This is a genomic window from Salipiger bermudensis (genome assembly GCF_019801965.1).
Classification (GTDB): Bacteria; Pseudomonadota; Alphaproteobacteria; order Rhodobacterales; family Rhodobacteraceae; genus Salipiger; species Salipiger bermudensis_A.
The window spans coordinates 1-20,431 of sequence record NZ_JAHVIA010000007.1 but is presented as its reverse complement, the minus strand read 5'-3'; the positions used below and the strand labels follow the sequence as shown (position 1 = coordinate 20,431).

Below are 20,431 nucleotides of genomic sequence, written 5' to 3'. Positions count from 1 at the left end.
ATGGCCAACGTTTTCGACCTCGGCGGCTCTGTCGGTCGCGGGATGCAGCTTGGGCAGAACATGCAGGCGATCCGCCAGCAGAACAGCCTCGCGGACCTCTACCGCACGGAAGGCGCAGGCATCGCGTCTGGCGATCCGAATGCGCTGGCGAAGCTGGCTCAGATTGACCCGATGGCGGCGTTTGACATGCGGCGGCAGAGCGCGGCGGACGCGCGGGCTCAGCAGCAGTTCGACATGGGCATGCAGGTGGACCGGGCGCAGCTGGACGAGCTCAAGGCGCGCGGCAAGCGGGCGGCGGAAGAGCACGCTGCGAAGATGACCGAGTACCAGCGCGCGCAGGAGGCTCAAGGCATTCGCCAGAGCCTATCGCAAGCCGCTGTCGCCTATCGTCAGGGCCCGGACGCCTTCGGGCAGTTTGTCCAGCAGAACGCGCAGGCGATCCAAGGCGCTGGCATCGACCCGTCGCAAGTCACCTACGAGACGTTCCCGGTGATCGCGGCTGGCCTGACCGGTGCGGCTGAAGCGTTCGAGATGGCGGAGACGCTGGTTCCGGGACCTGCCAAGCCTGCTGATGAATACGGAAGGTATGTAGCGGAGGAAGAGGCCGCAGGTCGTACGCCCATGTCGAGGATCGACTATAAGCGCGCTGGACAGAAAACGACGCGGACCTCTGTTGGGCCGGATGGCAGCGTGACTATTGACGAAAGCTTCGGTGGGGGCGCACCGGAACTGAACGTCGAGCAAGGAAAGAACACCGGCTTCTACATCAGAATGCAGGATTCAAACGAGATCCTCGATCAGTTTGATAGCCAAGGTCTCGACTTCTGGCAGGGGATGGCTGGGAACCTTCCCGGCGGTCTCGGGAATTTCGTGCGCACACCGGAATATCAGAAGTTCGACCAAGCACGCCGAGACTTCATCAATGCGCTTCTGCGTCGGGAATCTGGTGCCGTCATTTCTGTGGAAGAATTCGCAAACGCTGAACAGCAGTATTTCCCTGTTCCGGGAGATAGCCCGGACGTGATGGAGCAAAAGCGCCGCAACCGCATCAATGCGATCGAAGGTATCAAGTTGGGTTCTGGCGGCGGCGCTGACTACGTTGATCAGCGGGAGACGCAGGGCGGCGACAGCGGCCAACCTGAAAAGCCTACAATCGAAATTCCTGATTTCGGCGGCATGACAGACGAAGAGCTTGACGCATGGATTGCAGAAAATGGCCAATGATGCACTAAAAGCAGCTCTTCTTGAGCGAGCTAAGCGGGAGAAGGCCAATCGCGTGTCTGCGAAGGCCCAGCAGCAGGCGGCGCCTCAGGCTGATATGTCGCTCATGGGGCGTTTGAAAGACAACGTGGTTGGCGTTGATGATGGTGTAATGTCGGTTGGGGAGAAGGTCGCGACAGGGCTGAACTCTTTTGCCGAGGCGCTCTCTCTGGGATTGGTTGGAGACGAGGCAAACGCAGCCTTTGACGCCGCTATCGGGCGGGGCGATTACGAGGGTCGGCGCGAGAAATACAGAGCGGATCAGCAGCAGTTTCGGGAGGAGAACCCGAAGACAGCTTTCGCCGTTGATGTAGCGCCAGCGTTTGTCCCCGGTGCTGGGGCCGCGGGCCTCGCCGCGAAAGCTGGCAAGGTTGTGGGCCGTGTGGGTGCTGGCGCCGGACTTGGAGCTGGGGCGGGCGGTCTTTATGGCTTCATGGAGGGTGAGGGGGGTGCTCAGGAGCGCGCCAAGTCTGCGGCTACGGGCTTCGCTCTCGGTGGCTTGTTCGGCGCAGCGGCCCCCAAGATTTCCGACGCGGTTCAGGGGCTGCCAAAGCGTGTGTCTCGGCTGTTTGACAACTCTCAGCAGCGCCCGTCTGTCGGGTCTTTGAAAGCAGCAAAGAATGCGGCGTATGATGCGGTAGACCAGAGCGGCTTTACCTTTCAACCTGACGATATGCAGGCGCTATACCAGCGGGTCAGCGATGCGTTTGACGCCCAAAATTACGTCGAGGAAACGGACAACGCGAGTCGGGCTGTTCTTAAGATCCTTGATCGTCGGCAAGGAACGCCGACAACGCTTTCTCAACTCGACAATATCCGAAAGAACCTTTGGTCCCGATACAGCGGGGCGAAGGATCAGCCGCGCATTCTAGATGCGATCGGGCAGATCGATGAGCTTGTTGCAAGCAAGGAGGGGGCGTCCAACTTGATGAGCGCCGCCCGCGCGGCGAATTCGCGATTTGCAAAAGCACAGCTTCTCGAGGACGCCTTTCAAAAAGCCCGCGATCAGACCAGCGCAACAGGGTCCGGTGGGAATATCCTGAATAAGTACCGGCAGGCGGTAACGAGCATCATCAACGACAAGAGGAAGTCGAAGTTCTTCAGTGATGAGGAAATCGGGGTGATGCGCCGGTTTGTCGAAGGCTCTAAGACCGAGAACATTCAGCGCCTCGTCGGGAAGCTGTCGCCAAGTGGGAATGGCCTCATGATGGCGCTTCACATCGTCGGGGGCATGTCCTCTGGGGGCGCCACCTTGCCTCTGATGGGCGTCGGGGCAATGTCGAAAGCGGCAGCAGATCGTGGCGTTCAGCGCGGTGCTGATAACATTCTGGATGTGGTTTCCGGATATCGCCCGGCGAATCCCGCCGCGCCTCAGCTCACCAGAACGCAGGCGGGTCTTATTACAGGCGCAGCGCCCGCAATAGAGAGTGCCAAACGTGGACTGCAAAGATAGCGAAACCGAAAGCAGCGAGCGCGCCTCCAAGCATGCACATGAGCAGCGTTAGAAACGGCGAAATATCCCTGCCCAGATAGAGCAGCAGTCCTGAAATCCAGACGACACTCAGGAACAGGTATGAAGGGCCAGTGCGACCGGTTTCCGTTTCGATCCTGCCAACACGCCGACCGATAGCAATCACTGACAAGACGACAAGGGTGGCGAGAACCGCCACAGGAGCGGCTAGGTAGGGGTCTACTTGGTTCATTCGCTCAAGATAACCACGCCTATGGTTAGCCGCTAGACCATCTCACAAAAATTCACGGGGCCTCCCATGTTCAACACTGTTCCCTCGGGTTCGGGTTTCAACGTGCTGTCCATTGCTGCGCCTATCGCGGCGAAGCGGCAGGAAGAATTCCGCAACCGTCTCGCCAATATGGGCACTCAGCAGGGCGCGGGCAACACGCAAGCGCGAAACAATGCCCTTGCGACCTATGGCGGGCCGACGCGCGCGGCGGCGGCAAGCTATGGCGGCAACGATGTTGCGGCGGGGATCATCGACACGGCATCGGCCCTCGGGGTGGACCCGATCGACCTTGCGACGGCCATCTCATACGAGACAGCCGGAACGTTCGACCCAACCAAAGCCGGCCCGACCACACAGTGGGGTCAGCATCGCGGCCTGATCCAGTTTGGCGAGCCACAGGCCGAACAGTACGGCGTCGATTGGGACAACCCAGTCGGCTCTCAGCTTGGCGCTGACGGGGCCGTAGCGCGCTACCTGCGCGAGAATGGCGTGACCCCAGGCATGGGCCTTCTCGATATCTACAGCACGATCAACGCGGGCGCACCGGGTCTCTACAATCGATCCGATGCGAACAATGGCGGCGCGCCGGGGACCGTGCGCGACAAGGTGGAGAGCCAGATGGCTGGCCACCGTCGAAACGCCGAACGTCTGCTCGGGTCATCCTCCGATCAATCTTTCGACGCTCTGGCATACCTCGGGCTCTAAGAAGGCTTCTCACATGGTGCAAATCTCTCTCGCGGACCTCGGGCTCCGCGCTTTCGACGCGAACGGCTTCACTGTGTCTGGCGCGCTCTGCTACGTCTACGATGCCGGGACGACCACGCCGGTCACGACCTACAGCGACAACGGACTGACGACCCCGCAGACGTTCCCGGTCCCAGCCAATGCGAACGGAGCCTTCCCGGAGATCTACGTCCCGGTCGGTGTCTACAAGGTCGATCTGACGGACGATGAGGGTGCGAGCCTTCCCGGCTTTCCTAAGGACTACCTCCCGATTCCGTTCAGCGCTTATGCCGTCACGGCTCGGACGCGCGAAGAAGTCGCAGCGAGAGCGCTTCAGCTTGAAGATGGCGCAATCATCTGGCTCGGTACTCTGCCGTTTCAGGTGCAGGACGGCGCGACGGTCATCAGCGATATCGCGAATGTTGTTCCGGCTGGTGATGTGTACCCGGATCATTTCGCGGAGAACGCCACGCCGGGCACCACGAACATGACGGCAGCCATCAACTCGGCGGCTGACTACGTGATTTCCCTGACCGGCGAGACGACCGACTACGGGGCAACCCCGACCGCCGAAGTCCACTTCATGGCTGGCTCGACGTATTACCTCGCCAGCACCTTCATCTTGGAGGAAGGCAAGAGCGCCATTCACTTTGTCGGCCACGGCGCACGGCTTGTCACAGACAACTCAAACCCGATGATCCGCATCAATGAAAGCTACATCACGCTCGGCGGCGATGTGGCTGGGTCCACCTTCGTCTCTGGCACGAAGTTCACCGACTTCACGTTCCAGAATACCAATGTTGCCAGCACGTCGAGCCGCTGCATCACGGCAGGCAAGGCGAACGACTGGTATATTGAGCGCTGCCACTTCATCGACTTCTACACCACGCTTGATCTGCACCGCAGCAGCAATCTGCGGCTGAACAACTCGCGCTTCTGGCTCAAGAGCAAGACAGGCTCGGCGCGGACCTTCGTGCGCTTCCAGGGCGTCAATGAGGGCGGCGACACTCTTCCGGGCGGCGGCAACTTCATCCAGCAGTGCGAGTTCATCGGCCTTGCGTCTGACCACACGCTCTTGAGCTCCTGTATCGAGGTCAACAGTTCGGATGGCCTCTACGTCGATTTCTGCCACCTGATCCGCGCACAGAGCGAATTCCTGATCGCGCCGGACGGCACGACGCAGAACAACAAGGTGACGGATATCAAGGTTGCACAGTGCTACATGGATGGCGTCTGCGACCGAAACGTTCAGATCACCGGCAGCGTGGCGGGGGCTGGCAACGGTCTGTATCAGGATATCGAGTTTGACCAATGCCTGTTCCGGGCTGGCTTCATCGGGGCCTATGGCATTCTCATGTCCGTCACCGACGCTGGCGGCTTTGTGTCATCGCAGGGCGGAATTGAGGGCCTGAAGATCAACGCCTGCAAATTCCGACAGCACAACACCGCAGCGATTTCCGTGGCGGGGGCCTCAACCAGCAAGGTACCGGTCATCGGCATGCACATTCAGAACAGCGATTTCCGAGAGAATGACGGGGCGACGAATGTCATCTCTCTGGATTGCACGTCTGTCATGGTGTCTGGGAATGAGTTCGGCGCGGAGATCTCGGCCCCTGGCAGAACCGCGCTGATCAACCTGACCGATGCGGAGAAGCAATCCGCCATCATCTCGGGTAACGACTTTAGCCGTTCGACCTATTCGCAGCGCGCCTGGGAAGTCACCGGGCTATCGACGGACAATCTGTCGGTGTTCGGAAACATCCTCGCGGGCGGAAATGGCGTGTCGATCGACCAGACGTACACCGCGCTCACCAGCAACTACTCGGCGAACCAGATATTCACCTATGATTTCAGCGGAAACAACCAAGCTGTGACGCTGAACACCGAGATTGTAGGGACCGACACCAGCGGCGGGAACAACTACTTCCAGTATGAGTACCGCGTGCTGGCGCGCCGCAATGCGTCCGGTACATCGGCTGTCGTGGCAAAAACGCAGGTGGTCGGCGTGGACACCATCAGCAACAACCAGCGTCCGGTTGACGTGGTCATGCTGAACGGCACCGCGTGGAGTGCGCAGACCTACACCGTTGGCGATCTCGTGACCAATGCGGGGAACGTCTACCTCGTCATCACGGTCACTGGCGCATCGGCAACCGCCCCGACGCACACATCTGGTGCCGCTCTCCTCGATGGCACGACGCGCTTCCTCTACCTCGGGGCTATCAACGCCAACCGGCTCGCGCTGATCGTCTCGGCAGAGAACACCATGTCTGTCCGCTGGGCTGCGCATGTCAGCGCGAAAGGCACGTCATAAGCAGCGCCGCCGCCCGTGCTGGAACATGGGCGACGGCTACCACTGACCGGCCATAGGAGGGCCTGACGATGGGTAAACTCATATTTCGTGACGCCAAGCAGCGTCCGCAATGTTCGGTTTTGTGTCAGCTATGAGGTTCTGGGATGTTCTCGTCGCGCCGGACGACTTCGCGCGCGATCCATACGGCGAGCTAACGAACCAGCTTGGCCATACGATGCTGGGGCTTCTTTCCAGCCTCCTGATCATCTGCGCTTATCGCGAGATCTCCGGGGAGATGCCGTATCGGGTTGTCGTCTTCGGCACGGTGAGCGGCGTCTACGCGGTACTGATCGAGGCGAAGATCCAAGGGTGGAAGCCGGGGGATAGCTGGTTCGACTGGCTGATGGTGTCGCTCGGCAGCGCGGGCGTGCTGTTTCCGCTGAAAGAGGCGGGTATTCACGGAAACCTCACGCTGCTCACCTTCAACCATTCGATCTTGGCGTGGATCTTCTGCGTCTGGGCTGTGGCCCTTGGGTTCCGGGTTGGCAAGAGGGTGAAGCAATGGATCTAGAGCCCGTTCTGAGCGTTTACGGTCCATTGGGTGTCGGCGTTTTGGCGCTTGGCTATGCCATCGTCAAGCTGCACGCGATGTTTATCGCGGTATCGGATGCTAGGCTCTCGGATATGAGAGCGCACTACAAAGAGCGCCTGGAAGACGCCGCCCGCCATCAAGAGCAGACGGCAGAGAACATCAAGACACTGCAAAAGGCTCTCGATGTTTTGGAGGCAACGCGCAATGGCTAGATGGTGGCCCTTTCGCCACAAGACCCCGTCTCAGGTTGCAGAGGAGCTTGAGGAGATGCGGCGTCTTGCGCGCGCCGCACGGGACAGTGCGAACCAGACCAGCAGCCATGCAGAGGAACTGCGCCAGAGGCTTGAGGCTATGGCGCATCGTGAAGACTTGCTGCGCGCTATGGTGCCGCGCCGGGAAGGGACGAACGGAAAGTGATTTACTACCTGAACGAGCTGACGGCGCTTATCGCTGTTCCGCTCCTGCTACTGTGCTTCCGGGGGTTCTGGCCGCACATGTGGCGACTGTGGAAGACCGACGCGCAGAAAGACCGAGCCCTAGCCGCCATGCTTGGCATGGTGATGCTGGTTGACGTGAAAGGCGTGATCCGGATGGCCTATTGGGATCTGTGGCGATCGTACCAGACCGGAGGCCTGCAAAGCCTCGACGGCACACTGATCAATTCCGGGATGAACATGATCGCGTCTGTCGCTGCACTGGCTGGCCTCATGGCGCTTTTCTACAGCATCCCTGACGATGAGCGTCACAAGTACAACTGGTTCACCGCGCCGTTCTATCCCGGCCCGTGCTGGTGGATGAAGTAACATGCGTATCGCGCTCGAATGGCTGTCCTGCGGCATTCATGGAGCGCTTTACGGTGATCGGCGCATGAGCCTCTGCGCGAGAGCATGGCAGCATCGAGAGCACTGGTTCTGGGCTGTCTGGGTGATCGTCTGGGACGCGCTGCTCGGTTGGTATGAGGCGGATCACTGCCGCGCCAGCTTTGAGCGGTGCAGGAAGTGAGCGCGGGCCGGTCGCTACTCCGGCTGCGGGGCGGATTGGCCGGGCGGCGTTCGTACCTGCCCCATATCCCGAATTTTCGCGTGTCTGCTTTCCACGCCGCCGCGCTCGGGAGGATGCACCGGACATATCGCCCCGGCCAGTATGCGCGCCCTGACCTAAATGCACCCACCAGAAGGCGGTTGGTTGCAGGGGCGGGATTCGAACCCGCGACCTCCAGGTTATGAGCCTGGCGAGCTACCTGACTGCTCCACCCTGACAATCGTTAGCGCGTCCCGGAGATTGTCGCCCGCGTGGCTACCCACCTTTGACCCGGCGCTCCGCGCTCTATGCGGATGCTTTCGCAGCGCCGCAACACGTCTGTTCTACCACATCACAGGAGTAAGGCCAATGCAGATCACTGCACGGGTCGCGGCTGAGGTTGCGGCTCACGAAGGGCTTGTGCGCCAAGCCTACAAGGATTCCGTAGCCGTGTGGACCTGGTCGATCGGCATCACCGCCGCCATCGGTCACGAGGTGTCGCGCTACATCAACAACCCGCAGCCGATGAAGCGCTGCCTTGAGGTGTGGGTATGGGTTCTCGAGAAATACGCCGACGATGTTCTGCGCGCCTTCTCCGGCCATGAACTGACCGAGGCGCAATTCGCCGCCGCTCTCAGCTTCCACTACAACACCGGGGCCATCGGGCGCGCCTCGTGGGTCGAGCGCTGGAAGGCTGGTGATATTGCAGGCGCGCGCAAGGCGTTCATGAACTGGAAGAAGCCCGCCGAGATCATCCCGCGCAGGCAGGCAGAGCGTGACCTGTTCTTCAATGGCAAGTGGTCTGGCGACGGCCATGTGACCGAATACACCCGGGTCACGGCATCCTACACGCCGGTTTGGTCCAGCGCGCAGCGCGTCGATATCCGGCCAGCGCTGGCGGAGATCTACGACGCCCCTGCGGCGGCAAAGCCTGTCACCCCTCCGGCCACGTCTGGCGCGTTCGCCGCGATTATCTCGGCGCTTCTCAGCATCTTCCGAAAGGACAAGGCATGATCGAGATCATCCGAAAGCCGCAAGTGCAGGGCGCGCTTCGGCACCTCCTGACGAGCATGGGGCCGCTGCTCGCTGCGCACGGCATCACGACCGACGCTTACTGGCAGGGCGTGGTCGGCATCTTCATGGCGCTTCTGGGATTCTGGCTCAGCGTCACCGCGCCGGAGAAGAAGCAATGATTGCCGTCCCAAGGTGGGCGCGCTGGACGCTTTCCGTCGCCGCACTCATCGCAGCCGCGTTCCTCGCCGGGCAGTGGAAAGAGCGCCAAAGCATCAAGGCGAAATCCGCAGAGGATCGCTTCGAGAATATCGAAACCGGAAACGAGATCAGGAGCGAAACCGATGCGCTTGATGATGACAGTCTTGGTCGTGAGCTTGATGACCGCCTGCGCTCCTCTGGGGAGTGACGCCTTGTTTAAGGATGTGAGCCAGCGCCCGCCAGATGCGCGGGCTGAAACTGTCTCCGCTCTGAAAGCCGACCCGGCCTTTGGGCGCTGGGTTATCTATCAAGATCGCCTCTGCGATGAATTTGGGTGTGTGAAATGAAAATCGGGCTTGGGCTTGGCATCACTGGCACGGGATCGGCTGGCGAGCCGCCCGTAATCACGGCAACCTCCGCGCCGACTATGGCCGCGCTGGATGATAGCCAGACGCCATCGGACGGATTCACGGCTGGCAGCTACCAATCGAGCGAGGGCACAATTTCCTCGGCTGTGGTGGCGTATCTCGTCAACGGCTCACCGCAGGCCGGCACGTTCGACCTGACAGCAGGTGACGTGGTTTCCGCGACCGAGACCGTGACCGACAGCGCGGCGAACGAGCGCGTGTTCTCGACGGGCTCCGTTGTCGTGACGCCCTCTGTCGCGCTGGCGAACAGCGTTGTTCCGGCCATCAGTGGGACACCTGAGATTGGCCAGACGCTCAGCGTGTCAGATGGAACGTGGACCGGATCGGCATCGCGCACCTACGGCTACCAGTGGACGCGAGACGGCGCAAACATCGACGGCGCGACGGCGAACACCTACACGCTCGTTGCCGCCGATGATGGGGCGGATATCGGATGCACTGTCACGGCTGATGATGGGTTCACCACGGTTCCGGCTGATGCTGTCGCGGTTGCTGTGACCTACGCTGCGCCTGTGGCCTCTGGCGCGCTGCCAGATCGCACATATGACCAGAACACCGGCGTTCAGACCGTTGATGCCTCCGGCGACTTTACCGGCTCGGTTGGCGGCACATGGTCGGTCAGCGGCGCAAGCGCAAGCATCGATCAGTCTGGCGTGGTCTCGATCCCGACAAGCGCCACGCTCTCGGCTGTTACTGTCACCGTGGCCTACGCCAACTCCGGCGGCTCTGACAGCAGCGCGTTCAGCGTGACCGTGAATGCTGAGGCTCCGGCGGGTGACAACATCCTCCTGTTCGTGGCGGGTCAATCCAACGCTCGTGTTGCGGGCAACAGCTCTGCAACGCCGCCGACAAAATACACAGACGGCTCGCTCGGCAATGTGCAGATCCTCGTGCGCGATGAGACCGGCACGGTGATGGAGCAGATCGCCGCAGCGACATTCCAGACCTACGATGTGACCTCGAATGCTGACCCTGACAACACGCTTACCGCGTGGGGCTCGGAGGCCGAGTTCATCTACCAGCTGCGGCAGGCTGGCGAGACGCGGACGGTCTACGTGGTCAAGGAGGCCGTGAACGGTCAGAACCTGTTCGAACAGTGGAATCCGGCCACCAGCAACGACAAGTTCGACTACCTGGAGGCCAAGGCAGCGCGGGCACGCGCACTTGTCCCGGCTGGCTTCGGCGACGAGTACCTGATCTGGAACCAAGGCGAGGCCGACGCGAATGTCGGCGCAGGCCCGAGCGGGGACGGAACGGCGGCAGATAGCTACAACACCAACTTCACCGCGTGGTTCACGGCGCTGCGCTCGCGCGTCACAAGCTCGGCGTTCGTCATCGTGCAGCGCATCCGCCCGCTTGGATATGATGCTGGCGATGGCGTGACCACCGAGGCGGGCTGGCCGCGCGCCTGGACAATCCGAGAGGCGCAGATCGCCGTGCCGATTGCTGACGGCAACGCCACCACGATCGACACCGACTTCATCCCGTCAAACTTCGGGCTGATCCACCCGGCGGAGCCGTGGACGGAGGGCATGGGCCTGCGCAGCTACGCGGCGGTGGCTGGCACATACGACGCAACCTACGGCGCGATCACGGATACCACGCCGAACGCCTTCACCTTCACCGATCAGACGGACGTGACACCCTCAAGCGTGATCCTATCCAACGCGCTCCTTATCGGAGGCATTGAACGTCGGTCGGCGGTCACGGTATCCGGCGGCGAGTTCCGCACGCTTAACAGCCTGAACGGCGACAGCGTGGTGAGCGATTGGGCCACATCGGGCTTTGTGGACAAGTTCCAGAAAATCCAGATCCGACAGACCGCTTCCGGGAGCACCAGCACCGCGACCTCTGCGACGGTAACGATCGGCGGAGTGTCGGACACTTGGACAGTCACAACCTATGCCAGCGCGCCGTCGTTCGAGGCTGAGACGCAGGCCTTCATTGATCAGGTGTCGGCCAACGGTGGCGGAACGATTGCCGGTGCTGATGCGACCGCGCTCAACGACTTCTACGTGGCGGCGAAGGCGACGACGTGGTGGTCGAAGGTCATCAAGCTCTATCCCCGCCTGGGGGATGAGGTGGCTTCGCGCCTCGACCTAAAGGGCCAAAGCCTGAGCCTGCTCGATGACTTCGCCGACCCCGGCGACGAATGGGTTTGGTCTGCGGCAAGCGGCTGGACCGGCGGCGGAGGGGCTGGTGTGGGTGCAACCGGTGGCCTCGATATGCGAGTGAACCCGTCCACCGAGCTTCCGCAGAATGACGCCACGGTCATGGTGTTCTACTCGGCACTTGCCTCCGGTACGCAGACCGAGTTGAACGCTGCCAACAGTACGACAGAGGTAAGCGGCTCTGAGCTATTCCTGCGCATCGTGAACAACGGCGCGGCGCGGTATCGCCTCAACTCCGGCGGCAACACATCCGTGACCTCTGGCACGCTTCCTACTGATGTGGGAATGCGGGCTATTGTTCGTAGTGGAGCGTCGGCAATTGCCCTGCACGGCGCTGACGGTACGGAGATCCACAGCGCAACAACCGCGTCTGCGACAACGGCAGAGAACAAGCTGCACATCGGCAACCGATACGGCACTTACTCGGATGCTCAGATCTTCGGGGCAGGGGCCGCTAACTCCGCGCTCTCGGCGGCAGAGCTCACGTCGCTGGCGACGATCTACGGCGATCTCCTGACGGCCTTCGCCCCGTGATCGAGGACGCTGCGCTAATGAGGGAGCGTCTGGCTGTGGACGCTCCCCGGATGACACTTCTCGTGCTGGTGCTATTCCTGCGCCGCAATGGGGCCGTTTACCCGCATAGCGCCGTCTCAGATCACATCTACGAGGCGACGGGGAAAGACCCCAGCATGGACGCGATGCGGATCGCTGTCAGGCGCGCACGGTCGGTGATCGCTCGCGCTGGCTGGCCGGTGATGATCCGCACGGCATACGGTATCGGTTACAGCGTGACGTGGCCGCACGGCTGGACGATGCCGCAGGCGGGCGGTAATGCCATGCCATGCGCCGAGGACACTTTGCCTACCTCACATGCGCCTGCGGGCGACACACGGTCCTGATAATGGCCGACCTGCCGCGCTCCGACAGGGACGCGACAGGCTGGGTGATGACCGACCACGCCTTGGCACGCCTCAGGTGCTCAACCTGCGGGCGGGTAGGGCGTCCCGCTGAAGTGCGATTTGGATGGTCGGCGGGGATGCCTGAGAGGGGTTAGGTGGATCAAATGTCCGGGCAGAGCTGGTCATAATATTCTAGGCCCTTCTTGGTCAGGCCGTATCCGGCTCCTGCCACTTGCCCATCCTCATTGAACAGGCCCCTGCTGAAATAGCAGAAGCCTCGATCGGTCAGGTCGCGAAGAAGGGCCCGCGCCATGTCTTTGGTGATCCAGTCGTTGGTGAACCACGAAAGCCCCCAGCAGGTTTCGAGCGGGCCGAAGCTGCCGCCGCTTTCCGCCATCTGCTGAATGATGTGTCGGTCAAGGAACGCTTTAACGGCGGGGTATGTGCTATCCATTTGCTCTGCCATGGTGCCTCCGGGGCTAGTTGAGGTTTTTCTCAGTTTCCAAAGTCGGATGTAACGCATTGAATCTCAGTGCGGCGCGGCAGGGTGCGTTTCCAGCGCATGCGGTTGGAATCTCGGCGTTCGAGGAGACCTATCGGGTGCGCCACGTCTGAAAACAGCCGTTTCAAGATTCACGATGCGTTTTCGCTTTGTCCGTTGAAACGTTTGGCCTAGTTCCGTTGATTCTATTGGCATTTTCCAGACTATCCTCAACCACCTCTATGGCGGCATGGACGAACCTGAGCTCAAGATCATCGACGTGTTCATCTGCAAACTCCGCAAGAAGCTGAGCGAGGCCACGGGCGACGAGAACTATATCGAAACGGTCTGGGGCCGGGGCTACGTGCTGCGCGATCCCGAGCCACGATCCGAAGAGCCGCCCGCCATGGCCGCCTCCGCCTGAGCGGCTGGACGCCGCCGGTCTCGCGCCCTAAACCATCCGGCAGATGGCTGAACGACGGGGGCCCGAGATGGCAGAGCAGGCGGCAGGCGAGAGCGCGCGCGAGATTGCGGTCGACGCGCTGAGCGAGAATCAGGCGCAGGCCGAGCTTGCGCGGCTGGCGGAGCTCTTGGCGCAGGCCAACCGCGCCTACCATACCGAGGACGCGCCCGAGATCAGCGATGCGGAATACGACTCGCTGAAGCGCCGCAACCTTGAGATCGAAGAGCGTTTCCCGGAGCTGAAACGCGAGGATAGCCCGAGCGAGCAGGTCGGAAGCGCGCTGGCCGAGGGCTTTGGCAAGATCCGCCACGCGCAGCGCATGATGTCGCTGTCGAACGCCTTCGATGATGACGAGGTGCGCAGCTTCGATCGCGGCATCCGCCGCTATCTCGGCCTGGATGACGCAGCGCCGCTGCCCTTCACCGCCGAGCCCAAGATCGATGGGCTGTCGCTCTCGCTGCGCTACGAAAACGGCGTTCTGATCCAGGCGGCAACGCGGGGCGATGGCGCCACCGGCGAGAACGTTACCGCCAATGCCCGCACCATCGACGACATTCCGCAACAGCTCGACGGCGCGCCGGAGCTGCTCGAGGTGCGCGGCGAGGTCTATATGAGCCACGCCGATTTCGAGTCGCTGAACCAGCGGCAGGAGGCCCGCGGCGGCAAGCCCTTCGCCAACCCGCGCAATGCCGCCGCCGGCTCGCTGCGCCAGCTCGACCCCGAGATCACCCGCGCGCGCCCGCTGAAATTCTTCGCCTATGCCTGGGGCGAGCTCTCGGCGCCGCTGGCCGAAACCCAGATGGGGGCGATCCAGCGCCTCGCCGCGCTCGGCTTCCAGACCAACCCGCTGACACGGCTCTGCGACGGCCCGCAGGAGATGCTGGATCACTACGCCTCGATCGAGGAGCAGCGCGCGACGCTGGGCTACGACATCGACGGCGTGGTCTACAAGGTCAACGATCTCGCGCTGCAGGCAAGGCTCGGCTTCCGCTCGACCACGCCCCGCTGGGCCATCGCCCACAAGTTCCCCGCCGAGCTCGCCTGGACGCGGCTCGAGGCCATCGACATCCAGGTCGGGCGCACCGGCGCGCTCTCGCCGGTCGCGCGGCTCACCCCGGTGACCGTTGGCGGCGTGGTGGTGTCGAACGCCACGTTGCACAATGAGGACTACATCGCCGGCCGCGATGCCAGCGGGACCCCGATCCGCGATGGCAAGGACATCCGCGTCGGTGACTGGGTGCAGGTCTACCGCGCCGGCGACGTGATCCCGAAGATCGCCGATGTCGACCTGTCGAAGCGTCCGGACGATGCCGTGCCCTATGCCTTCCCCGAGACCTGCCCGGAATGCGGCTCCGAGGCAATCCGCGAGGAGGGTGATGCCGTTCGCCGCTGCTCCGGTGGTCTCATATGTCCGGCGCAAGCGGTTGAAAAGTTGAAACATTTCGTCTCTCGCGCCGCGTTCGACATCGAGGGGCTTGGCGCCAAGCAGGTGGATCAGTTCTACCGCGATGGCTGGGTCTCGGAGCCGGCAGAAATCTTCACGTTAAGAGAGCGTTACGGCTCGGGCTTGCAGCAGCTGAAGAACCGCGAGGGCTGGGGCGAGAAGAGCGCGAAGAACCTCTTCGATGCGATTGACGAGAAACGTAAAATCGAGCTTGGAAGGGTGATCTTCTCGCTTGGCATTCGCCATGTCGGCGAGGTCGTCGCCAATGATCTCGCGCGCCACTACCTGGGCTGGCAGGCGCTGATTTCGGCTGTCGATACGGCGCGCCCCGCCGCGGAGCGCTATCGCCGCGCCGAACAGGCGGTCGAGGCCGAGCGCATGGCCGCCAAGGCCGAGGGGCGCCGCGCCCGGCTCAAGGAGATCCGCGATGCCGCCTGGGCTGAGGATCCGGCGGTCTCGCCGGAGGCGCGCGCCGCGTGGGACGATCTCGTGGGCGTCGATGGCATCGGTCAGATCGTCGCGGTTTCGCTTGTCACCTCACTGGGGCAAGAGGCCGAGCGCGCCTCTATCGACCGGCTGATCGCGCAGCTCAACGAGATCGAGGCGCCCGAGCGCCCCGCCACTGAGGGCAGCCCGGTGGCCGGCAAGACCGTGGTCTTCACCGGCAGCCTCGAGAAGATGACCCGCGCCGAGGCCAAGGCGCGGGCCGAGGCCCTGGGGGCCAAGGTTTCCGGCTCGGTCAGCAAGAAGACCGACATCGTCGTCGCCGGCCCGGGCGCCGGCTCCAAGGAGGCCAAGGCCAAGGAGCTCGGCGTCGAGCTGATGGACGAGGACGCCTGGCTGGCGCTGATCGGGGGCTGAGCCGATGAGCCAGAGGCCCGAAGCCCTCTGGGCGCTCTTCGCCGAGCTCAAGACGCTGGACGGGGTCGGGCCGAAGACCGCGCAGGCGCTTGAGGGGCTCGACATCGTGGCGCCGCGCGACCTGCTCTTCACCCTGCCGCACGGGGTCATCGACCGGCGCCCGCGCGAAACGGTCGAGGGCGCGAACCTGCCGGGGGTGGTCACCGTCGAGGTCACCGTCGGGCGCCACATGAAGCCGGCGCAGAAGGGCCGGCCCTATCGCATCCACGTGGAGGATGCGCAGACGAGCTTCCAGCTGATCTTCTTCCACGGCCGATCGGACTATCTCGGGCGGGTGCTTCCGGAGGGATCGCGACGCATCGTCTCGGGCCGGGTCGAGCTCTTCGACGGGATGGCCCAGATGGTCCACCCGGACCACATCCTGCCGCCCGAGGAGGCCGCGAGCCTGCCCTCCTTCGAGCCGGTCTACCCGCTCACCGCGGGCGTGACGCAGAAGCTCATGGCGCGGGCCAGCGCCGATGCGCTCGCCAAGGCGCCGGAGCTCGACGAGTGGATCGACGGGCCCCTGAAGGCGCGCGAGGGCTGGCCCGACTGGCGCGCGGCGCTGGAGGCGGCGCATGCGCCGGAAGGGGCCGGGGCGCTGTCGCCGGCGGCACCGGCGCGGGCGCGGCTGGCCTATGACGAGTTGCTGGCGCATCAGCTGACCCTGGGGCTGGCGCGGGTGCATCGCCGCAAGGGCAAGGGGCGGGTCACGCGCGGCGATGGGGCATTGCGGCGCAAGGTCCTGGCGGCGCTGCCGTTTCGTCCGACCGGTGCGCAGATGCGCGCGATGGACGAAATCGCCGAGGACATGGCGGGCGCGGAGCGGATGAACCGGCTGCTGCAGGGCGATGTGGGGGCCGGCAAGACGCTGGTGGCCTTCATGGCGCTGCTGGTCGCCGTCGAGGCTGGCGGGCAGGGCGTGATGATGGCGCCGACCGAGATCCTTGCGCGGCAGCATCTCGAGGGGCTGCGGCCCTTGGCCGAGAGCGCCGGTGTGGTGGTCGAGATCCTCACCGGGCGCGACAAGGGCTCGGAGCGCAAAGCCAAGCTCGCGGCGCTGGAGCGCGGCGATATCCAGATCCTCGTGGGCACCCATGCGGTCTTCCAGGCCGACGTCGCCTTCCGCGACCTGCGGCTCGCGATCGTCGACGAGCAGCATCGCTTCGGCGTGCGGCAGCGGCTGGAGCTCGGCCGCAAGGGGGCCGGCGCGGATGTCCTGGTGATGACGGCGACGCCGATCCCGCGCAGCCTCTCGCTGGCGCAATATGGCGACATGGATGTCTCGGTGCTCGACGAGAAGCCGCCCGGGCGCAAGCCGATCCGCACCGCGCTGGTCTCGGCCGAGCGCATGCAGGAGGTGGTCGAGCATCTCGTGCAAGCGGTGGCCGAGGGGCGGCAGGCCTATTGGGTCTGTCCGCTGGTCGAGGAGAGCGAGGTGGTCGATCTGACCGCCGCCGAGGAGCGCTTCAAGCGGTTGCGCGCGGTGCTGGGTGAGGGCGTGGTGGGCCTCGTGCATGGCCAGATGCCGCCGGCGGAGAAGGACGCGGCGATGGCGCGCTTCGTGGCCGGCGAGACGCTGGTTCTGGTGGCGACCACGGTGATCGAGGTCGGGGTCAACGTGCCCAACGCCACGATCATGGTGATCGAACGCGCCGAGTGGTTCGGGCTGGCGCAGCTGCACCAGCTGCGCGGGCGCGTGGGCCGGGGCGAGGGCGACAGCACCTGCCTGCTGATGTACCAGCCCCCTCTGGGCGAGGCCGGCATGAAGCGGCTCAAGACACTGCGCGAGACCGAGGACGGCTTCCGGATCTCGGAGGTCGATCTCGAGATGCGCGGCGCGGGTGACCTGATCGGCACGGCGCAATCGGGCCTTCCGCGCTTCAAGGTGGCCGATCTCGAACATCAGTCCGGACTGATGGCGATGGCGCAGAGCGATGCGCGCACGCTGCTGGCCGAGGATCCGACGCTGGAGAGCCCGCGCGGGCGGGCCGCGAAGATGCTGCTCTGGCTGATGCGGCAGGACGAGGCGATCCGGCTGATCTCGGTCGGGTAGGGCCGCGCTGCTCGCCGATGTTCTCATTTTGTTCAATCCTCCGTCTCGCGGAATATCAAGGGCTTACCTGATATATCCCGGGGTGTTCCGCCTGATGTTCACAAATGTTCTCAGAAAGTTCTTTACAGAACGTTTCGCGTATGAGAACAAAGTGGCAACAAGATTGAGAACAGGGATCGAGACCATGATTGATACGCTTCGCAAGGTTCTTTCGCGCACCGACAACACGCTGATCCATGACATGATCGGCGGCGTTTCCCTAGTCGTCATCCTGATGGGGGCGCTGCACCTGCCCGGTTTCTGACAGTTTCTGCCTGCGGTCTTTCCGGTCGGCCCGGTCCGCGTGTCATCTGTCCCCGATGCGCGGCGGCTGTCCCCGCCTGATGCTCTACTGCCTGGGAGCGATGGCCGGTCCGACCCTCGATAAGACACGCCACTGACCGCCGCCTCCATGTCCCCCGGAGCGCGGCGGTTTTTTCTTTTTCGAGGGGGAGAGAAGGGGCGAGACTGCCCCCGCCGGCCTAAGGCGCGAGGGCTTCAGGCGCTTTGGGCCTCGGCGGCCTGGGTCGCGGCCTCGGTGGCGGCGTCGAGCGCCAGAAGGATCGAGGCGTGGCGGTTTTTGTAGGCCTGTGCCGGACGCAGCACCTCGAGCTCTTCGAACGGCGCCGGCGGGGGCGGGCCATCCTCCTTCAGCATGGCGCGCAGCGCGTCGCGCGCCGCGGCGATCTCGGTCGGGCTGCGGCCGATGATGGCATCGCCCACCACCGCGGCGGAGGCCTGGCCGAGGGCGCAGGCCTTCACGTCCTGCGCGTAGTCCGACACCACGCCATCGCTCATCTTCAGATCGACCGTCACGGTGGAGCCACAGAGCGGCGAGCGTTTCTTGACGCTGGCATCGGGCGCTTCGAGCCGGCCGGTGCGCGGGATGTCCGCCGCGAGGGCGAGGATGCGCTGCGAATAGAGCTTGATGAGGTCGGTCTCGGCGGACATGGCTTTCCCTTTCCGGTCTTGTCTCCTAGATAGGGGCTGATTTCCCGGCTGCAAAAGGATTTTTGCCCCATGAGCTTCGATCCCGAGACTTTGGTCTACGATGCCAAGGGCCTCATTCCCTGCATCGCGCAGGAGGCGGAGACCGGCGAGGTGCTGATGATGGCCTGGATGAACGCCGACGCGGTGGCGCGCACGCTGGAGAGCGGCCGGGTGACCTACTGGTCGCGCTCGCGGTCTTCGTTCTGGGTCAAGGGTGAGAGCTCGGGCCACGTGCAGGAACTGGTGGAACTGCGGGTCGACTGCGACCGCGATTGCCTCCTGGCGCTGGTGCGTCAGACCGGGCCGGCCTGCCACACCAATCGCCGCTCGTGCTTCTATACCGCGCTGCGGGACGGGGACGAGGTGGAGATCATGGCGCCGATGGCGGAGTGACCGCGCAGCGCTGATTGCCCGGCGGTATGTCGGGTGAGGAGGGGTTTGGGGGCGCTGCCCGGCTGTTGATTGCACTGGGCGTCCGTTCGCTGCAATCCCGCCGTTCGAGCTTCCCTTCCCCACAGGTCGTCGCGGTTGGCTGGGCGCCCGGCCACAAACTGACCTTACCTCACGTCATCGAGGCTGTGCTAATCTCACCCTGTGGGACTAAGGGCGTCAAGTGTTCCGCATGGTGCGGGTAAAGCATCGGGTCCCCTTTTTCGGGGAGGATACGGATGCCACGCTACATAACTACCGGTAACTACACGCAGGCCGCCGCAAATGGGATGTTGGCCCATCCAAGCGACCGCGGTGCGGCTACTGGCGCGCTAGTCGAGGCCGCTGGCGGCACAATGGAGGTCTTCTACGCCACCACTGGCCTGAACGACTTCACTATCATTGCGACTGCCGATGACGTCACCGACATTATCGCGTCTTTGATTGTCGCCGGGGCCTCCGGCGCGGCCCGCAATCTACAGACGCAACGCGCCTTCACGTCGGAGGAACTTCTAGCAATGCAAAAGAAGGCTGGCGACCTTGTGACGGCCTATTCTTCGCCGGCCTGAGTCCGGCTCATCGCTTCCGCTCGGGGCGCGGCAAGCGCGGCCCGAGCTTAAGGGATTAAGCTTCTGCTGTTGCTCGAAGTGGAACTTCCGATTGGGTCGGACCTGAAAAAGTCTTTGAAGCGATCCTCGGGATCAGTTCGTTGGCATCATCAGATGGGCATAAGGTGTACCCGGCCACATGACCCAAGGCTCGCCCGCGTTCTCCGGGACTTCCGTCGGATAGCTGTCTAGCAGTGGCTTTGCACCGGAGCCAAGAAGCATAACGTGAGGCCCGGTAACGACCCAATGGTTATCAGAAGTCTCGCTCTCGGCGTACGGATCGGTGTTGCTCGCGCCTTCGTCGCCCAGCAACATGTAGACGAAGCCGAGCGTTTCCGGAGGGTCTTCATTCATCATCCAGGATTGGAGAAAGCTCATGGCCTCTCCATCCGCGCACATTGGGTTTGTGCCAGGATACATGCACGTCCATCCGTTGGTACCTTCGCGCAGCACTTGCATATCACCGCTTTCGGTGGGGTTCAGAATGACCTGCTCCCCATAGAGTCCGCGTTTATGAGTTAGCTCTGTTCAGGGTTTGGTCCTCTACTGACCGTTGGTGATGCTCCCACGGGGTGAGCCCGTCGAGGCTCGTGTGGGGGCGGTGATGGTTGTAGTCGTTGCGCCAGCCGGCGATCAACTCGTGGGCGTGGCGCAGATTGGCGAACAGGTGCTCGTTCAGGC

At 63.2% G+C, this 20,431-nt stretch carries 21 protein-coding genes, 1 tRNA gene and 1 pseudogene; 18 read left to right on the top strand and 5 right to left on the bottom strand.

Annotated elements, in window-relative coordinates:
* The 8 genes from KUV62_RS15715 to KUV62_RS15680 all read left to right on the top strand — a co-directional run bounded on the left by KUV62_RS15715 (nt 1) and on the right by KUV62_RS15680 (nt 7,612).
* On the top strand, nt 1-1,224 hold the full coding sequence (locus tag KUV62_RS15715) for a hypothetical protein (RefSeq protein ID WP_222604680.1): 1,224 nt from the start codon (nt 1-3) through the stop codon (nt 1,222-1,224).
* Nucleotides 1,214-2,713 (top strand): hypothetical protein, encoded by a 1,500-nt coding sequence (locus KUV62_RS15710; protein ID WP_222604679.1) that lies wholly within the window; start codon nt 1,214-1,216, stop codon nt 2,711-2,713. The genes KUV62_RS15715 and KUV62_RS15710 overlap by 11 nt, the downstream gene beginning before the upstream one ends.
* A gap of 316 nt (nt 2,714-3,029) precedes the next feature.
* A complete protein-coding gene (locus KUV62_RS15705) occupies nt 3,030-3,707 on the top strand; it encodes a hypothetical protein (protein ID WP_222604678.1) in 678 nt (225 codons plus the stop codon).
* 13 nt (nt 3,708-3,720) lie between these two features.
* Entirely contained in the window at nt 3,721-6,039 is a 2,319-nt protein-coding gene (locus KUV62_RS15700; RefSeq protein WP_222604677.1) for a hypothetical protein, read from the top strand.
* Nucleotides 6,040-6,148: 109 nt separating this feature from the next.
* Nucleotides 6,149-6,589 (top strand): hypothetical protein, encoded by a 441-nt coding sequence (locus tag KUV62_RS15695; RefSeq protein ID WP_222604676.1) that lies wholly within the window; start codon nt 6,149-6,151, stop codon nt 6,587-6,589.
* Nucleotides 6,580-6,822, top strand: coding sequence for a hypothetical protein (locus KUV62_RS15690; protein ID WP_222604675.1), 243 nt, complete (start codon nt 6,580-6,582; stop codon nt 6,820-6,822). The genes KUV62_RS15695 and KUV62_RS15690 overlap by 10 nt, the downstream gene beginning before the upstream one ends.
* A gap of 201 nt (nt 6,823-7,023) precedes the next feature.
* A complete protein-coding gene (locus KUV62_RS15685) occupies nt 7,024-7,413 on the top strand; it encodes a hypothetical protein (protein WP_222604674.1) in 390 nt (129 codons plus the stop codon).
* Between the two features lies 1 nt (nt 7,414).
* Nucleotides 7,415-7,612, top strand: coding sequence for a hypothetical protein (locus KUV62_RS15680; protein WP_222604673.1), 198 nt, complete (start codon nt 7,415-7,417; stop codon nt 7,610-7,612).
* Nucleotides 7,613-7,792: 180 nt separating this feature from the next.
* On the opposite strand, the gene KUV62_RS15675 is transcribed toward KUV62_RS15680, so the two are convergent.
* Nucleotides 7,793-7,870 (bottom strand) — tRNA-Met (locus tag KUV62_RS15675).
* A gap of 129 nt (nt 7,871-7,999) precedes the next feature.
* Between KUV62_RS15675 and KUV62_RS15670 the strand changes: the two genes are divergently transcribed.
* From KUV62_RS15670 to KUV62_RS15650, 5 genes are all read left to right on the top strand, one after another.
* Nucleotides 8,000-8,644 carry a lysozyme gene (locus KUV62_RS15670; protein WP_222604672.1) on the top strand — a complete coding sequence of 215 codons (645 nt, stop codon included), beginning with the start codon at nt 8,000-8,002 and terminating at the stop codon, nt 8,642-8,644.
* Complete coding sequence (locus KUV62_RS15665; RefSeq protein WP_222604671.1) at nt 8,641-8,823, top strand: hypothetical protein; 183 nt, start codon at nt 8,641-8,643, stop codon at nt 8,821-8,823. Before KUV62_RS15670 ends, KUV62_RS15665 begins: the two co-directional genes overlap by 4 nt.
* Nucleotides 8,820-9,050: a hypothetical protein gene (locus tag KUV62_RS15660; protein WP_222604670.1), complete on the top strand. Its 231-nt coding sequence runs from the start codon at nt 8,820-8,822 to the stop codon at nt 9,048-9,050. Before KUV62_RS15665 ends, KUV62_RS15660 begins: the two co-directional genes overlap by 4 nt.
* A gap of 135 nt (nt 9,051-9,185) precedes the next feature.
* The gene (locus KUV62_RS15655) at nt 9,186-11,975 is read left to right on the top strand and encodes a sialate O-acetylesterase (RefSeq protein ID WP_222604669.1); all 2,790 of its coding nucleotides are present in this window, start codon (nt 9,186-9,188) and stop codon (nt 11,973-11,975) included.
* 50 nt (nt 11,976-12,025) lie between these two features.
* The gene (locus tag KUV62_RS15650) at nt 12,026-12,340 is read left to right on the top strand and encodes a winged helix-turn-helix domain-containing protein (protein WP_261395708.1); all 315 of its coding nucleotides are present in this window, start codon (nt 12,026-12,028) and stop codon (nt 12,338-12,340) included.
* A gap of 160 nt (nt 12,341-12,500) precedes the next feature.
* Here KUV62_RS15650 and KUV62_RS15645 read toward each other — a convergent pair whose 3' ends face one another.
* Nucleotides 12,501-12,806, bottom strand: coding sequence for a hypothetical protein (locus tag KUV62_RS15645; RefSeq protein ID WP_222604667.1), 306 nt, complete (start codon nt 12,804-12,806; stop codon nt 12,501-12,503).
* A gap of 235 nt (nt 12,807-13,041) precedes the next feature.
* Between KUV62_RS15645 and KUV62_RS15640 the strand changes: the two are divergent.
* The 3 genes and pseudogenes from KUV62_RS15640 to recG form a co-directional block, all read left to right on the top strand.
* Nucleotides 13,042-13,245 (top strand): annotated as a pseudogene (locus KUV62_RS15640) (helix-turn-helix domain-containing protein); the annotation flags it as partial.
* 67 nt (nt 13,246-13,312) lie between these two features.
* The gene (gene ligA, locus KUV62_RS15635; protein ID WP_222604995.1) at nt 13,313-15,589 is read left to right on the top strand and encodes an NAD-dependent DNA ligase LigA; all 2,277 of its coding nucleotides are present in this window, start codon (nt 13,313-13,315) and stop codon (nt 15,587-15,589) included.
* A 4-nt stretch (nt 15,590-15,593) separates the two neighbouring features.
* Complete coding sequence (recG, locus tag KUV62_RS15630; protein ID WP_222604665.1) at nt 15,594-17,684, top strand: ATP-dependent DNA helicase RecG; 2,091 nt, start codon at nt 15,594-15,596, stop codon at nt 17,682-17,684.
* A gap of 537 nt (nt 17,685-18,221) precedes the next feature.
* Here the strand turns inward: recG and KUV62_RS15625 are convergent.
* Nucleotides 18,222-18,674, bottom strand: coding sequence for an iron-sulfur cluster assembly scaffold protein (locus KUV62_RS15625; RefSeq protein ID WP_222604664.1), 453 nt, complete (start codon nt 18,672-18,674; stop codon nt 18,222-18,224).
* A gap of 69 nt (nt 18,675-18,743) precedes the next feature.
* On the opposite strand from KUV62_RS15625, the gene hisI reads away from it, so the two are divergent.
* A complete protein-coding gene (gene hisI / locus KUV62_RS15620; protein WP_222604663.1) occupies nt 18,744-19,106 on the top strand; it encodes a phosphoribosyl-AMP cyclohydrolase in 363 nt (120 codons plus the stop codon).
* A 275-nt stretch (nt 19,107-19,381) separates the two neighbouring features.
* Nucleotides 19,382-19,711, top strand: coding sequence for a GYD domain-containing protein (locus tag KUV62_RS15615; protein WP_222604662.1), 330 nt, complete (start codon nt 19,382-19,384; stop codon nt 19,709-19,711).
* 132 nt (nt 19,712-19,843) lie between these two features.
* Here the strand turns inward: KUV62_RS15615 and KUV62_RS15610 are convergent, their stop codons facing one another.
* On the bottom strand, nt 19,844-20,128 hold the full coding sequence (locus KUV62_RS15610) for a hypothetical protein (RefSeq protein WP_222604661.1): 285 nt from the start codon (nt 20,126-20,128) through the stop codon (nt 19,844-19,846).
* Nucleotides 20,129-20,261: 133 nt separating this feature from the next.
* The coding region (locus tag KUV62_RS15605; protein WP_222604994.1) for an integrase core domain-containing protein at nt 20,262-20,431 on the bottom strand (170 nt) is incomplete at its 5' end.

Bases quoted from the DNA above. Each gene is read 5' to 3' on its own strand.
- KUV62_RS15690 (WP_222604675.1), top strand. From the start codon at position 6,580: ATGGATCTAGAGCCCGTTCTGAGCGTTTACGGTCCATTGGGTGTCGGC.
- KUV62_RS15670 (WP_222604672.1), top strand. From the start codon at position 8,000: ATGCAGATCACTGCACGGGTCGCGGCTGAGGTTGCGGCTCACGAAGGG.
- KUV62_RS15665 (WP_222604671.1), top strand. From the start codon at position 8,641: ATGATCGAGATCATCCGAAAGCCGCAAGTGCAGGGCGCGCTTCGGCAC.
- KUV62_RS15680 (WP_222604673.1), top strand. From the start codon at position 7,415: ATGCGTATCGCGCTCGAATGGCTGTCCTGCGGCATTCATGGAGCGCTT.
- KUV62_RS15650 (WP_261395708.1), top strand. From the start codon at position 12,026: ATGACACTTCTCGTGCTGGTGCTATTCCTGCGCCGCAATGGGGCCGTT.
- ligA (WP_222604995.1), top strand. From the start codon at position 13,313: ATGGCAGAGCAGGCGGCAGGCGAGAGCGCGCGCGAGATTGCGGTCGAC.
- recG (WP_222604665.1), top strand. From the start codon at position 15,594: ATGAGCCAGAGGCCCGAAGCCCTCTGGGCGCTCTTCGCCGAGCTCAAG.
- KUV62_RS15695 (WP_222604676.1), top strand. From the start codon at position 6,149: ATGTTCGGTTTTGTGTCAGCTATGAGGTTCTGGGATGTTCTCGTCGCG.
- KUV62_RS15610 (WP_222604661.1), bottom strand. From the start codon at position 20,128: ATGAGCTTTCTCCAATCCTGGATGATGAATGAAGACCCTCCGGAAACG.
- KUV62_RS15705 (WP_222604678.1), top strand. From the start codon at position 3,030: ATGTTCAACACTGTTCCCTCGGGTTCGGGTTTCAACGTGCTGTCCATT.
- KUV62_RS15655 (WP_222604669.1), top strand. From the start codon at position 9,186: ATGAAAATCGGGCTTGGGCTTGGCATCACTGGCACGGGATCGGCTGGC.
- KUV62_RS15715 (WP_222604680.1), top strand. From the start codon at position 1: ATGGCCAACGTTTTCGACCTCGGCGGCTCTGTCGGTCGCGGGATGCAG.
- KUV62_RS15710 (WP_222604679.1), top strand. From the start codon at position 1,214: ATGGCCAATGATGCACTAAAAGCAGCTCTTCTTGAGCGAGCTAAGCGG.
- KUV62_RS15625 (WP_222604664.1), bottom strand. From the start codon at position 18,674: ATGTCCGCCGAGACCGACCTCATCAAGCTCTATTCGCAGCGCATCCTC.
- KUV62_RS15700 (WP_222604677.1), top strand. From the start codon at position 3,721: ATGGTGCAAATCTCTCTCGCGGACCTCGGGCTCCGCGCTTTCGACGCG.
- hisI (WP_222604663.1), top strand. From the start codon at position 18,744: ATGAGCTTCGATCCCGAGACTTTGGTCTACGATGCCAAGGGCCTCATT.
- KUV62_RS15645 (WP_222604667.1), bottom strand. From the start codon at position 12,806: ATGGCAGAGCAAATGGATAGCACATACCCCGCCGTTAAAGCGTTCCTT.
- KUV62_RS15660 (WP_222604670.1), top strand. From the start codon at position 8,820: ATGATTGCCGTCCCAAGGTGGGCGCGCTGGACGCTTTCCGTCGCCGCA.
- KUV62_RS15615 (WP_222604662.1), top strand. From the start codon at position 19,382: ATGCCACGCTACATAACTACCGGTAACTACACGCAGGCCGCCGCAAAT.